The organism is Staphylococcus sp. EZ-P03 (assembly GCF_003344575.1).
Classification (GTDB): domain Bacteria; phylum Bacillota; class Bacilli; order Staphylococcales; family Staphylococcaceae; genus Staphylococcus; species Staphylococcus simulans_B.
Genome location: NZ_QPMO01000008.1, coordinates 1 through 14383, shown reverse-complemented (window position 1 = coordinate 14383; position 14383 = coordinate 1). Strand labels below are relative to the sequence as shown.

The window sequence follows — 14383 nt, the reverse complement described above, 5'->3', positions numbered from 1 at the left end:
CCATCCTTTCAATAAATAACTTGTTTTATGTGCGCTGCTCTTTAATAAACAGACTTAATACAAAACCGATAATCATAATAATAGTAGTAAAAACAAATGCGGCATCTATCCCTTTGACTGTTGCCATTCTCGTAATCATTTGCGATGAAACATGGTGGTGAGCTTGTTCAGTAAAATGTTTTGCGACGGCTGACATAATTGTGATACTGATTGCTGTGCCCATAGCACCTGCAATAATACGTAGCGCATTAATAATTGCAGTACCATGAGAAATTTCATGATCTTGCAATGCGTTTAATCCAGCAGTATTCAATGGCATAATCAATAAGCCTACAGAAAACATTCGTATCGCGTATATCACTACTACGTACCAAAACGGCGTATCTACCGTTAACATCGCATGTAAGATTGTCATCACAATCAGTAGAAGGAAACCAGGGATAATTAATACCCGTGCTCCGAAGCGATCGTATATTTTTCCTGTATAAACTGAAATCATGGCATTGAATACGGCTCCAGGCAAGATAACTAAACCTGATAAAAGTGCTGATAATCTTAAACCTGTCTGCACATACATCGGAATTAATAAAGCAGGTCCGACAATTCCGATAAACAGCGCCATAGACGCAAATGCGGACAAGGAGAAAGTTCTGCTTTTAAACACCAGCATATCCAGTAGAGGATATTTTAATTTCAACTGTCTTAACGTAAAAACAACGATAATTATAAGACCAAGCAGTAATGCTGAAATTACAACTGGTGAAGTCACACCTAATTTTCCCACCGTACTGAATGCATATAAAATGAGTCCGAAACCAAATGTAGAATAAACCACTGAAATTTTATCCAGATGTGCTGCTTTAGGTTGATTTTGACGCTCTACAAAGAAGATACCGAAGATAAATACAACGACTGAAATCGCTGCGACAACAAAAAATGGTATACGCCAAGTGAAATGGTCGATCAGCAGACCTGTTAATGTAGGACCGACTGCAGGTGCTGTTTGTGCAACGATGCCGGTTAATCCCATCGCAAAGCCCCGTTTTTCAACTGGGAACAATGTGAATACTGTAAATTGCATCAACGGCAGTAGTATCCCTGCACCGATAGCTTGAATGACACGCGCTGCCATTAAAATCGCAAAGACAGGCGAAAGTGCCGCAATGACAGAACCTATTAGAAATGCTGCCATGGAAAATATATACAGCGTCTTCGTTGAATACTTGTCCATTAAATATGCAGTGAGCGGAATCATAATACCGTTCACAAGCATAAAGCCGGTAATCAGCCATTGTGCTGTTGTATCATGCACACCCAAATCTTTAATGATTGCAGGCAGCGCTGTATTTAGAATCGTTTGATTCAACATTGCCGCAAAGGCACTGATCAGCATGATCACTACAATCACATTTCTCTTTTGATGAGAAGCGTGCTTAACCTCCAATATTAAACCTCCCTTCTGAAATAAATTACAGAAAAAACTTTATCATAAATAGTTAGCTTAGCAAACCAATTTACTTATTAAATAATAATAAAAATTACCTTAAAGTTATTAATATTTCCTAGATTATGTATCATTACATGAATCATTTTAGCGTTCGTACTTCTAACAATAAAAAAACTGCCTGCTTCAAAAAAAGAAACAGACAGCTTATATAATTTAATATGAAATTTTAACGCTTTTGATTAAAGTACGTTTGCGTAACCGTCATAAACACGACCAGTGTTTGCATCTACAGTTACAACCGCATCATCATGGATTAATTTAGTTGCGTTGCTTGCACCAACGATTGTTGGGATTCCTTGTTCTAAACCGATGATTGCGCTTGGAGAAGTAATACCGCCTTCTTCTGCAACTAAACCGGCAGCTTGTTCAACATAAGGTACGAATGTTTCGTCAGTAGAGTGTGTTACGATTACTGCATTAGTAAGGTCTTTGCCTTCTAATTCAGAAGCTTCGTTAACTACTACAGCATTACCTACAACAGAGTTGCGGCCAACGCCTTGACCTTTAACAAGTTCGTCGCCTACTAAATGTAATTTCATCATGTTAGTAGTACCTTTTTCACCAGTTGGTACACCGGCAGTGATAATTAATAAGTCACCGTTTTGTACACGTCCAGTTTCGATTGCTGTAGCCACTGCATTGTTTAATAATGCATCAGTTGTTTTGCGGCCTTTTTTAACAACTGGGAATACGCCCCATACTAATGCTAATTGACGTGCAGTTTCAGGACTTGGTGTAACTGCGATAATGTCTGAATGCGGACGGAATTTAGAAATTGTTTTAGCAGTTGAACCACTTTCAGTTGCTGCAACGATTGCTTTAACTTTTAAGTTAAGTGCAGTATGTGCAACAGAAACACCGATTGCGTTTACTAAGTTAGTTTCTTCTAATTTAGTACGATCGTTTAATAATTTTTTGTAGTTTTGAGCAGCTTCAGCAGCAACTGCGATATTTCTCATTGCTTTAACTGCTTCTTCAGGATATAAACCAGCAGCAGTTTCACCAGATAACATTACTGCATCTGTACCATCATAGATAGCGTTTGCTACGTCACTTGCTTCGGCTCTTGTAGCACGTGGGTTACGTTGCATAGAGTCTAACATTTGAGTTGCTGTGATAACTGGTTTGCCTAATTTATTACATTGTCTGATAAGGTCTTTTTGGATAACTGGTACATTTTCAGGTGGAATTTCAACACCCATGTCACCACGAGCTACCATTAAACCGTCAGAAACTTCAAGGATTTCTTTAATGTTGTCGATACCTTCTTGGTTTTCGATTTTAGGAAGAATGCTGATGTTAGTGTTGCGTTCTTCTTCTAAAATTTTGCGGATATCTAACACATCGCTAGGACGGCGTACGAAACTTGCTGCGATGAAGTCAACGTTTTCGTCGATACCGAAGCGGATATCGTCCGCATCTTTGTCAGTGATACCTGGTAAGTTTACTTTAACGTTTGGTAAGTTAACACCTTTTTTGTTTTTGATTTCACCAGAGTTTAAGACTTCGCATAATACTTCGCCTTTATCTTTGTTGATTTCTTTAACTTCTAATTCAACTAAACCATCGTCTAACAAGATGTATGAACCAAGTTCAATATCATTGATTAAATCTTCATAAGTTACAGAAAATTTGTCTGCTGTTCCAAGTACTTCAGTCATGCTGACGATAACTTCTTTACCTTTTTCTAAGTTGATCACACCGTTTTCCATGTTGTGTGTTCTGATTTCAGGTCCTTTTGTATCCAACATGATTGCAATTGTTTTATCTAAACGTTTCGCAACTTCTCTGATACGGTCAATACGTACTTTGTGTTCCGCATGATCACCATGTGAGAAGTTTAAGCGGGCAACGTTCATCCCAGCGTTCATTAATTTTTCTAACATTTCTTCAGATTCTGATGCAGGTCCAATCGTACAAACGATTTTAGTTTTTCTCATTATAAAAGCCTCCTAAAAAATTTCACTAAATTTATCATTAAATTGATAATTCTTGTGCTAACTCATACATGTTTAAATCAAATTTATTACCTTTATTATTGAAGATATCGTCAAATGGTGTTTGAGTTAATTGGTTTTGTTTAATACCTACTCCCAATGCTGTTTTACCTTCAATTAACAATTCAACGGCATGACCGCCTAATCTTGATGCCAATACTCTGTCTTGACCAGTCGGGCTTCCGCCGCGTTGGATATGGCCTAATACAGATACACGTCCATCAACATGGATGTATTTGGCAAGTTCATCAGCGCAAGATTGTCCTGACATAACACCTTCAGCAACCATTACGATTGAATGTTTTTTACCTCGTTTAATACCGGCTTCTATTTTTTCTGCGATATCTTTGATATCAGTTTTTACTTCTGGCACTAAAATTGTTTCTGCACCAACAGCTAAACCAGCCCATAAAGCTAGGTCGCCGCAATCTCTACCCATGACTTCGATAATAAATGTTCTCGCATGACTTGATGCAGTATCACGGATTTTATCGACAGATTCAATAATTGTATTGAGCGCTGTGTCAAAACCGATTGTAAAGTCTGTACCTGGAATATCATTATCAATTGTTCCCGGTATACCGATAGTTTGAATATCAGGGCACTCTTCACTGATACGTTGTGCACCGCGGTAGCTTCCGTCACCGCCGATTACTACTAATCCGTCAATTCCATGGCTTCTAAGATTTTCAATTGCTTTCGCACGTACTTCTTTATCTTTAAATTCTGGGCAACGTGCTGAGTAAAGGAATGTACCGCCTCTTTGGATTGTATCTCCCACTGATCCTAATTCAAGCTTCTTAAGATCATCATTTATCAATCCGAGATAGCCTTGATACACACCGTAAACTTCAATCCCATTATAGATGGCTGTACGCACAACTGCTCGAACGGCAGCATTCATTCCCGGTGCGTCTCCACCACTAGTCAAAACTGCAATTTTTTTCATGACAACTGACCTTCCTAACTTGTATGATTTACATTAAAAATACCATAAAATAGCGTGGTTATCCATAAAAATACAATGCAATCTATAATGTAAACGTTTTATATTTATCATTTCGAAATATAGCCACACTTTTTATTAAATATCGAATCGATACGGAGGAAATCTACTTGTTTTTCGTACCATTTTTAATGTATTATGCTACAGCCCATAAAGTGAAAATCAAGTGCACTTTTTGATACAAAAAAGGATTCTATACTACTTCATTAAAAAGAAGTATAGAATCCTTTTCCCTTATTGTTCCTTAAATTCACCCATTTGGCGGAATTTATTAAATCTATCGTCAGCAAGCGCTTGGCCATCTAACTTTTCAAGTTCAGCTAATTGCGCTGTAAATGCCTTTTTAATATTTTTTGCTTGTTCTTCAATATCTTTGTGCGCGCCGCCTAAAGGTTCAGCTATCATTTCATCAATGACACCTAATTCTTTTAAGTCAGGCGCAGTAATTTTCATTGTTTCAGCCGCAATTTTAGAAAGATTGCTGTCTTTCCACAACAATGCTGCTGCACCTTCAGGTGAAATAACAGAATACGTACTGTTTTCAAGCATCAATACTCTGTTCGCAATACCGATACCTAAAGCACCGCCGCTTCCGCCTTCGCCGATAACCAATGTGATTACCGGTACTTTCAAGCTTGCCATTTCAATTAAATTTCTGGCAATCGATTCGCTTTGACCGCGTTCTTCGGCTGCTTTACCAGGATACGCGCCTTTTGTATCAATAAACGTAAAGATAGGTCGATTGAACTTTTCAGCTTGTTTCATCAAGCGCAGAGCTTTTCTGTATCCCTCAGGATGCGCCATCCCGAAATTGCGGTAAATATTATCTTTCGTATCTTTCCCGCGCTGTTGCCCTACAATAGTAACAGGTTGACCATTTAAATAACCCAGCCCGCCGATCATAGCCGGGTCATCTCTAAAGTTTCTGTCACCATGCAATTCGATGAAGTCATCGAAAATATACGGAATATAATCTAAAGTCGTCGGACGCTCTTGCAATCTTGCTAACTGGACACGGTCCCAAGGTTTAAGATGCTTGTAGATTTTTTCAGTTTCCCTTTGGAGAGAAGCTTCGAGCATTTCGATTTCTTCTTGCAAATCTACATCATTTTTCTCCTGAGATTCTTTCAAAGCTTCTATTTTATTTTTAATATCAAATAACGGCTTCTCGAAATCAAGCATCTTTTTTCACCCCTTGTCCTGTATGCATTCTTAATAACTGGCTTAATGTAGCTTTCATTTCTTTACGGTGTACCACTTTGTCTAATTGACCGTGCTCTAATAAGAATTCAGCCGTTTGGAAATCATCCGGCAATTTCTCATTAATTGTTTGTTCAATGACACGGCGGCCCGCAAATCCGATTAAAGCTTGCGGTTCTGATAAGTTGATATCGCCAACAGACGCAAAACTTGCAGAAACGCCTCCTGTTGTCGGATGTGTAATATAAGAAATATATAATAAGCCTGCATCAGCGTGTCGTTTTAAAGACACACTTGTTTTACCCATTTGCATTAATGAAATAATACCTTCTTGCATTCTTGCTCCGCCGCTGGCTGAGAAGAGAATGAAAGGCAATTTATGTTCAGTACAATAATCTATAATACGGCAGATTTTTTCTCCGACTACAGAACCCATACTGCCCATTCTGAAACGCGAATCCATAACTGCAACACCATAAGCAACGCCATCTAATTTTGCAGTCCCTGTAACCACCGCTTCTTTCAAATCCGTTTTGCTTTGGTCTTTTTGAATCTTTTCCTCATATCCTGGGAAGTCTAATGGATTCGCAGACGTCATGCCTTTATCAAATTCTTTAAATGTACCTTCATCTGAAATTGCTTCAATTCGTTTATATGCGGTCAATGATAAGTGATGATCGCAATTGAAACATACATTGAGATTTTCAGAAAGTTCTTTAGTATACATGATTTTTTTGCATTTAGGGCATTTAGTCATGATACCTGATGGAACATCATTCTGTTTTGAATCTTGAACAGTAACATATTTTTTCTTTTTACTGCCGCGATTAAAAAAATCTTTAAACATTGGTCAACCTCCACATCACTATTATGCTGATTTCTACCGCATAACAGCGCTTTATAAAAAAATAACTTATTTAATATCAGTTAATCTCATCGTTTTATTGTATATATCATCTGGATCAACTTCAACCCTTGCAACTCCAGATTCCATTGCTGCTTTTGCTACATTTCTGGCTACTGAAGGTGCAACACGTTTATCAAACGGTGCAGGAATACAGTACTCAGGTGATAATTCGTCCTCTTTAATCAAGTCAGCAATCGCTTCAACTGCAGCTTGTTTCATTTTTTCATTAATATGTGTCGCTCTCACATCTAATGCCCCTCTGAAAATACCAGGGAATGCAAGCACATTATTAATTTGGTTCGGATAATCAGAACGTCCCGTTCCTACAACTTTGGCACCTGCTGCTCTCGCATCATCCGGGTTGATTTCCGGATTAGGGTTTGCCATCGCAAAGATAATACTATCTTTATTCATTGATTTTACCATATCTTGAGATAAAGCATCAGCAACAGATACACCGATAAAGACATCTGCGCCTTTAATCACATCAGAAAGTTTGCCTTCTTGCTTATCTTTGTTCGTCCATTCCGCTACAAATTCTTTAGTTTCATTCATACCATGCGGACGACCTTTATAAATTGCCCCTTTTGAGTCGCACATAATCATATCTCTGACACCATAAGAATAAAGCAATTTCACAATTGCGATACCTGCAGCACCGGCACCATTTAATACAACTTTGATATCTGATAATGATTTGCCTGTAATTCTTAATGCATTGATTAAACCTGCCATTGTCACAATAGCTGTACCATGCTGGTCATCATGGAAAACCGGAATTTTAGTTTCTTTCTTCAAACGGTTTTCAATTTCAAAACAGCGCGGTGCTGAAATGTCTTCTAAATTGATACCGCCGTAATTCGGTTCCAATAATTTAACAGTACGGATAATTTCTTCAGTATCTGTCGTATCCAGTGCAATCGGAACGCCTGCTACGCCAGCAAAGCTCTTGAACAATACAGCTTTACCTTCCATTACCGGAATACTTGCTTCTGGTCCGATATTGCCTAAACCTAATACTGCTGTTCCGTCTGTAACTACAGCTACTGTATTGGCTTTTGATGTATAATCATAGACTTTGCGCGGATCTTCGTAAATTTCTTTACATGGTTCCGCAACACCTGGCGAATAAGCCAAACTCAATTCTTCTTTATTTGTTACTTTAACTTTAGGCGCTATGTCTATTTTGCCTTGATTTCTTTTGTGCATTTCTAAAGCTTCATCTCTTAATGACAAACTGATCGCTCCTTTGTTCAATAAAATTGTTGCATATTATCGATATGAGTTCTGTGATTTTTATGCTTCAATGATGCAATAGCTGTCTTGTCTTTATCTTGAAATTTAACCATTGCTATCCCAATTTTAGTATCACTTTGAAAATATGTACTGATTATAACACAGAAACAGAAGTTTCACTGATTCACATGCATGAAATCCTTAAAATTTGCAAGTTTTACGCATCAGCTTTCTAAAACTTCAGATAAGCTGATTCTATAGCACTTTACTTTGTACGCTATCACATCAGTCTGATATTTTCAGGTGATATCTGGCTGATGAGAGCCGCAATGGTTTCATGATTTCTATTAATTTGTCCCACTTTCTCCATTTTTTGTGATTGCTCATGGAATTCATAAATCGGCAGTTGATGATAATCGGAACTGCCTTTTCTATCAAAAGTTAAATCTTCTAACGCAACATTTCTCAGCACAATCATTTTTGCTTGTTTAAAGCGCATATCTTCAAACACCTCTAATGATTGTACCGTGTTGATAATCAATTGATCTTGGTTATTTCTGACTTCGAACTTCCCTTGCACAATCAGCGGTACTTCTTCTTTGAGTTCAAGTTCATATTTTTGGAATGCATCAGGGAATATCACACCATCCATGTTCTTATTACCGTCATTCAGCGTAACAAAAGCCATAGGTTGTCCATTTTTAGTACGGATTCTTCTCAATGTGTCGATTTGTGCCAAAACAGGTTGATAATTCAACGCATTGTCCAGCTTGAAAATCCCTAAATATTGTTTAGTTTCAAATAATTTTTCTACAGGATGCTTAGTAATATAGAAGCCTAAATATTCTTTTTCAAAATCACTGAGTGCCTGGTCTGGCAATTCTTCTTTTTTCTCATATTCTGCCTTTGGCGTCACAAAATCCAGCAGCATTTCATCTTGTTCCACTTGACTGACACCATCCAGCACTTGATCAAGTGTTCCTAATAAAGTCGCACGTGTTTCGCCGAATTGATCAAATGCTCCGACGAGAATCAAAGCTTCCAAAAGTTTGCGTGTTTTGACACGGCCGGATAAACGGCGGGTAAAATCAAAGAAGTCTTTAAACGGTCCATTTTGGTAGCGTTCATCGACGATGGTTTTCACACTTTGATATCCAACACCTTTTACTGCACCTAAAGAAAGGTATATACCATTTGGAGTTGCCTTATAATACCAGTGGCTTTCATTAATATTCGGCGGCAAGATTTTTAAATCCATTGATTTTGCTTCCGCAATCATTTGTTCCGTCTTCTTCTCGCTGCCTACCGCATTCGTTAAGATATTGGCATAAAAGTAATTTGGATAATGTACTTTCAAATAAGCCATAGTATATGCAATTTTAGAATAACTTACCGCATGTGCACGCGGGAAACCATAATCCGCAAATTTAAGTATCAAATCAAAAATCTGCTTGCTGAGCTGTTCTGAATAACCATTTTGATTCGCACCTTCTATAAAGTGCTGGCGTTCGCTTTCAAGTACCGCTCTATTTTTCTTACTCATGGCACGTCGCAAGATATCCGCTTCACCATAACTGAATCCTGCGAACTTGCTTGCAATCTGCATAATCTGTTCTTGGTAGATAATAACACCATAAGTTTGTTTTAATATCGGCTCTAAATCCGGATGCAGATAACGAACTTTAGAAGGATCATGCCGTCTTGCAATATAAGTCGGAATCTCTTCCATCGGTCCTGGACGGTATAAAGAAGTCATCGCCACAATATCTTCGAAATGCTGCGGCTGCAAACGTTTCAATGCATGTCTGACACCATCAGATTCTAATTGGAATAATCCGGTTGTATCACCTTTTGACAGCATTGCAAATACTTTTTTATCATCAAACGGAATCTTTTCCATTTCGATTGTTTGATTCAAATCTTTTTTAACTTGGTTAATGATCTGATGGATAATAGAAAGGTTTCTTAATCCTAAAAAGTCGATTTTAAGCAAGCCCAGCTTTTCATCTTCAGTCATTGTCCATTGCGTCAATAAACCTGTATCCCCCATTAATAATGGAACATGCTGATACAAGGGGCGGTCATTGATAATAATCCCTGCTGCGTGTGTAGACGTATGACGCGGCAGCCCTTCTAACTTCTTACAAATATCGAACCATAGTTCATGTCTGTGATTTCTGTGCACAAAGTCTTTAAAGTTTTGTTCTTGATAAGCTTCATTTAAGGTAATCCCTAATTTTGAAGGGATCAGCCTTGATATTTCGCTTAATGTTTTTTCTTCAAATCCCATGATACGTCCTACATCACGTGCTACAGCTTTTGCGGATAAATGACCGAATGTGACAATACCTGAAACATGGTATTCTCCATACTTTTCTTGTACGTATTGAATGACACGTTCACGTCTTGTATCTTCAAAGTCGATATCAATATCCGGCATCGTGACACGTTCCGGGTTTAAGAAACGTTCAAAGAGCAAGTTGTAGCGAAGCGGATCAATCGTAGTAATATTTAACAGATAGCTGACGAGCGAACCTGCAGAGGACCCACGGCCAGGCCCTACCATGACATCATGTGTTTTCGCATAATGAATCAAATCGCTGACAATTAAGAAATAGTCTTCATAGCCCATTTCTGTAATGATATTAAACTCATACTCTAAACGTTCGCGATATTGAGGTCGATCTAAATTCATCTTTGTCAGTGCTTGCTCTAATAGATTCCATAAATATGTTTTTGATGAGGATTTGTCAGGTGTTTCATACTGCGGTAATAATGATTGATGATATTGAAGATTAACATTACATTTGCTTGCGACCGCTTCTGTTGTTTCAATGATATCTTCTGACAGACTTAGATTATCGATATCTTGCTGGCTGTAGAAATGTGCATGCTGCTCACTGCCGGTATTCACTAAATCCAAGGCAGTATTATTTTTAATCGCATTTAATGCACTGACCGAATCTGCATCTTGTTCATCTAAATATTTAGCTTCTTGCATCCACACTCTGCCTAAATCTAACTGTTCAGCTGCACCGCTGCTTAAATGGTCTGTATATACTTCATCATGTGCTTTGAAAGCTTCAATCAAATTCAAGTGTTCAGCATTTGCACGCTTAAAAATAATGACTAAATCATTTTGATAATGTTTTAGCCATTCAATAGAAATTGTGCGTTTATCTTGTATTTTAATCGCTGATGACAATTGATAAAGTGATTTCAAACCATCGTCGTTTTTAGCTAATAAGACTGTTTCTATCTCTGTCAGTCCATCGCTTAAAACGACCGTCATGCCGATAATAGGTTTGATATTTGCTGCGAGACATGCATCATAAAATTGAGGGACTGCATATAAGACATTCTGATCTGTCATCGCGAGTGCGTGATAGCCTTCTGTTTGTGCTTTTTTAATAATGTCTGAAATACGCAAACTCGACTCTAACAAGTCGTAAGCAGTATGAATGTTAAGATGTGCTTTCATGTCTGACAATCCCTCCTTTCTTAGAATTCAATGTCTTAATCAATCAACTTTTGGTTTAACGCTTCAGCTAAGCGGTCGAACTCTTCCCAGCTGTCTACTGAAACACCAGATGCATTCGGGTGGCCGCCGCCTCCGAAAGCTTGTGCAACATCATTGATTACTATATTTTTCGAACGGATACGGCAACGGATTTCACTGCCTTCATCGACTGCAAATACCCAGATTTTCAATCCGCGCAAATCTGAGATAGTGTTAACAAATTGCGAAGCTTCATTGGGTGCTAAGCCGTATTCTTTTAATACTTCATCTGTAATTTGTACTTTCGCAAACCCGTTTTCATTCATATCGAAATGTTGCAAAACATAGCCTTGGAACGGCATTAATTTAGGGTCTTTTTCTGCCATTTTATTCAATTCCGCATTATGTTCAAACGGATATTCCAATAATTGTGCCGCTGACTTCATTGTATACGGCGTAGTGTTATTGAATAAGAATCTGCCAGTGTCGCCGACAATACCTAAATAAAGCAAGCGTGCAGTCTCTTCATTAATTACAGACGTATCGTTAAAATGACGAATGATATCAAAGATGATTTCACTTGTAGAAGAAGCTTCAGTATTGACATAGTTCAAATCACCATATTGATCAATAGGCGGATGATGATCGATTTTAATCAAGCCCTTGCCTGTTTTATAACGTTGATCATCGATTCTCGGTGCATTTGCTGTATCGCACACAATTACAAGTGCATTTTGATACAAAGCATCATCCACTGCATCAAAAGTTCCCATAAAATCAAGTGAAGATTCGCTTTCCCCTACTGCATAAATTTGTTTATTCGGAAATTTCAATTGCAAGTAGGATTTTAATCCAAGTTGAGAACCGTACGCATCAGGATCCGGACGTACGTGACGGTGAATAATAATCGTATCTGCTTGTTCAATTTGTTCCATAATTTCATTAAACGTGTTCATCTGAGTTACTCCTTCATTTTCAAATTCCAGGTGCGTTCGCCTATCAGCTTTCAAGCATTTGGCAAATAATCAATGCTTTTGCGACATCTTGCTGATCGGCTTGCATACTTACTTCTATTTTAGCAAAATTACGCCCTACATCTAGCATGTTGTATTGGATTTCAAGTTCTGTTTCAATCGACACAGTTTTCATATAGATAATACTGAGACTTTCAATCATGACTTCTTGTTTTTTCAATTGTCTCATCTTAAAACGTATCGTTTCTTCAATGATTGCAACAAAGGCGCCTTTACTTAAAGTCCCGTATTGGCTTGTTAATTGCGGTGCAACATCTACTGTGATTTTATCTTTGTTAACAGAAATGTATTTGCCGACTTGGTCATTGATTGTTTCACCGACTTGCGGCTGACGTCCTAATAATTGCATCGCTCTCAATACGTCTTCGCGTGAAACAACACCTAAAAGCTTTTTATTGACGGTTGTAACCGGAAGCAATTCAATACCTTCCCAAATCATCATATGCGCACAAGTTGCTACTGTAGTAGACAATTGTACGTTAAGTACTGGCTTTGTCATAACTTTATGCACATATTCATCAGAGTCTTTAGAAATAATATCTTTGCTTGTCACAATTCCTACAAGTTTAAAGTCATCATCAACAACAGGGAATCTGGAATGTCCTGATTGCTGAGAACGCTTTTTTAAATCGGCCACTGTCATTGACTCTTTGACAACTGTTTCATCCGTTACCGGTTTAACGATATCCTCAACGATGAGAATCTCTTTACGAATAATTTGATTATACATCGCACGGTTAATCATATTTGCGACTAAATACGAATCATAGTTCGAAGATAAAATCGGCAAATTGTGCTGATCTGCATAACGTTTGATTTCAGGCGTCGTATTGAATCCGCCTGTAATTAAAACTGCACTTCCATGGCGCAAAGCCTCAAGCTGTACATCTGTTCTGTTTCCGACAATAAGTAATGTATGTTTTGTTAAATATTTGACTACGTTCTCAAGCTTCATTGCGCCTATCGCAAATTTTGTCAATGTATTATGCAAGCCGTTGCGTCCAGCTAATACTTGCCCATCTATAATTTTGACAATCTCCCCGAAGGTTAATTGTTCTATCTGTTCTCTTGTTTTCTTTTCAATTCTTACAGTTCCTACGCGATCTATCGTAGCAACGAGACCTAACTGTTCTGCATCTTTGATTGCGCGATATGCAGTACCTTCAGATACTTCTAAATCTTTAGCTATTTTGCGGACTGATATTTTCTGACCTACCGCAAGTGATTCAATATGTGCAAGAATTTGTTCATGTTTTGTCATTACTTACTTCCCTCATTCTCTACTTACTCTTCTTTTAATTATAACTTTCTTTGAAGTAAAAATCGAAGCTAACCTCTATTGAATTTTAACATGTATTCGTTGCTGTACCTAACGCATTATTTGAGAATTTGTAATTTAAAATCAGTTTAATTTGTTGAATATAAATTTAATTGGAAATGTTGACACATTTTTATTAGAATAAGTATTAAGGAGGGATAGAGAATGTATAAAAACATTTTACTTGGCGTTGATACAGATTTAGAAAACAAAAAAGCACTGGAAAACGTTAAAAAGTTATCTGGTGAAGGCACAATTGTCACTTTATTAAATGCTATTTCAGAACAAGATGCGCAAGCATCAATCAAAGGCGGCACACATCTAAATGAATTAACAAAAGCACGCAGCAAAGAATTACAACCTACGCGTGATATTCTTGACGGCTATGGTATTGAATACGATGAGATTATCGTGCGCGGCAATCCGAAAGAAGAATTAGTAAAATTTGCGAACAGCGGTGATTACGACATCTTAGTAGTAAGTAACCGAAAAGCACAAGCAAGAAAAAAATTCGTACTTGGCAGTGTCAGCCATAAAGTAGCGAAACGTGCTCATATCCCTGTATTAATCGTAAAATAATCAGAAAAAGGGGCTGGGACATTAATGTGACTCAGAACCGAAAACAGGAAGATTTTCATGATAAAAAATGAAAAATCTTCCTGTTTTAATTTTAAATAGA

At 37.7% G+C, this 14383-nt stretch carries 10 protein-coding genes; 1 reads left to right on the top strand and 9 read right to left on the bottom strand.

Annotation, left to right across the window (positions count from 1 at the left end; genetic code table 11):
* Positions 1-25: 25 nt before the first annotated feature.
* From DVJ99_RS03605 to DVJ99_RS03565, 9 genes are all read right to left on the bottom strand, one after another.
* Entirely contained in the window at positions 26-1393 is a 1368-nt protein-coding gene (locus tag DVJ99_RS03605; protein WP_114603262.1) for an MDR family MFS transporter, read from the bottom strand.
* A gap of 293 nt (positions 1394-1686) precedes the next feature.
* Positions 1687-3447, bottom strand: coding sequence for a pyruvate kinase (gene pyk, locus DVJ99_RS03600; RefSeq protein WP_114603176.1), 1761 nt, complete (start codon positions 3445-3447; stop codon positions 1687-1689).
* Positions 3448-3484: 37 nt separating this feature from the next.
* Positions 3485-4453: a 6-phosphofructokinase gene (pfkA, locus tag DVJ99_RS03595; protein WP_114603175.1), complete on the bottom strand. Its 969-nt coding sequence runs from the start codon at positions 4451-4453 to the stop codon at positions 3485-3487.
* Positions 4454-4744: 291 nt separating this feature from the next.
* Entirely contained in the window at positions 4745-5692 is a 948-nt protein-coding gene (locus DVJ99_RS03590) for an acetyl-CoA carboxylase carboxyltransferase subunit alpha (protein ID WP_114603174.1), read from the bottom strand.
* Complete coding sequence (accD, locus tag DVJ99_RS03585; RefSeq protein ID WP_114603173.1) at positions 5685-6557, bottom strand: acetyl-CoA carboxylase, carboxyltransferase subunit beta; 873 nt, start codon at positions 6555-6557, stop codon at positions 5685-5687. Before accD ends, DVJ99_RS03590 begins: the two co-directional genes overlap by 8 nt.
* 66 nt (positions 6558-6623) lie before the next feature.
* The gene (gene ystJ / locus DVJ99_RS03580) at positions 6624-7853 is read right to left on the bottom strand and encodes an NADP-dependent malic enzyme (protein ID WP_114603172.1); all 1230 of its coding nucleotides are present in this window, start codon (positions 7851-7853) and stop codon (positions 6624-6626) included.
* Positions 7854-8133: 280 nt separating this feature from the next.
* Positions 8134-11334 carry a DNA polymerase III subunit alpha gene (locus DVJ99_RS03575; RefSeq protein WP_114603171.1) on the bottom strand — a complete coding sequence of 1067 codons (3201 nt, stop codon included), beginning with the start codon at positions 11332-11334 and terminating at the stop codon, positions 8134-8136.
* Positions 11335-11369: 35 nt separating this feature from the next.
* The gene (locus tag DVJ99_RS03570; RefSeq protein ID WP_114603170.1) at positions 11370-12308 is read right to left on the bottom strand and encodes a DHH family phosphoesterase; all 939 of its coding nucleotides are present in this window, start codon (positions 12306-12308) and stop codon (positions 11370-11372) included.
* 43 nt (positions 12309-12351) lie between these two features.
* Positions 12352-13647 carry a DRTGG domain-containing protein gene (locus DVJ99_RS03565; protein WP_114603169.1) on the bottom strand — a complete coding sequence of 432 codons (1296 nt, stop codon included), beginning with the start codon at positions 13645-13647 and terminating at the stop codon, positions 12352-12354.
* A 222-nt stretch (positions 13648-13869) separates the two neighbouring features.
* Between DVJ99_RS03565 and DVJ99_RS03560 the strand changes: the two genes are divergently transcribed.
* Entirely contained in the window at positions 13870-14283 is a 414-nt protein-coding gene (locus tag DVJ99_RS03560; RefSeq protein ID WP_114603168.1) for a universal stress protein, read from the top strand.
* Positions 14284-14383 lie beyond the last annotated feature (100 nt).

Excerpts from the sequence above, each read along its gene's own strand:
- DVJ99_RS03605 (WP_114603262.1), bottom strand. The coding sequence starts at position 1,393 with ATGCTGATCAGTGCCTTTGCGGCAATGTTGAATCAAACGATTCTAAAT.
- pyk (WP_114603176.1), bottom strand. The coding sequence starts at position 3,447 with ATGAGAAAAACTAAAATCGTTTGTACGATTGGACCTGCATCAGAATCT.
- pfkA (WP_114603175.1), bottom strand. The coding sequence starts at position 4,453 with ATGAAAAAAATTGCAGTTTTGACTAGTGGTGGAGACGCACCGGGAATG.
- DVJ99_RS03590 (WP_114603174.1), bottom strand. The coding sequence starts at position 5,692 with ATGCTTGATTTCGAGAAGCCGTTATTTGATATTAAAAATAAAATAGAA.
- accD (WP_114603173.1), bottom strand. The coding sequence starts at position 6,557 with ATGTTTAAAGATTTTTTTAATCGCGGCAGTAAAAAGAAAAAATATGTT.
- DVJ99_RS03575 (WP_114603171.1), bottom strand. The coding sequence starts at position 11,334 with ATGAAAGCACATCTTAACATTCATACTGCTTACGACTTGTTAGAGTCG.
- DVJ99_RS03570 (WP_114603170.1), bottom strand. The coding sequence starts at position 12,308 with ATGAACACGTTTAATGAAATTATGGAACAAATTGAACAAGCAGATACG.
- DVJ99_RS03565 (WP_114603169.1), bottom strand. The coding sequence starts at position 13,647 with ATGACAAAACATGAACAAATTCTTGCACATATTGAATCACTTGCGGTA.
- DVJ99_RS03560 (WP_114603168.1), top strand. The coding sequence starts at position 13,870 with ATGTATAAAAACATTTTACTTGGCGTTGATACAGATTTAGAAAACAAA.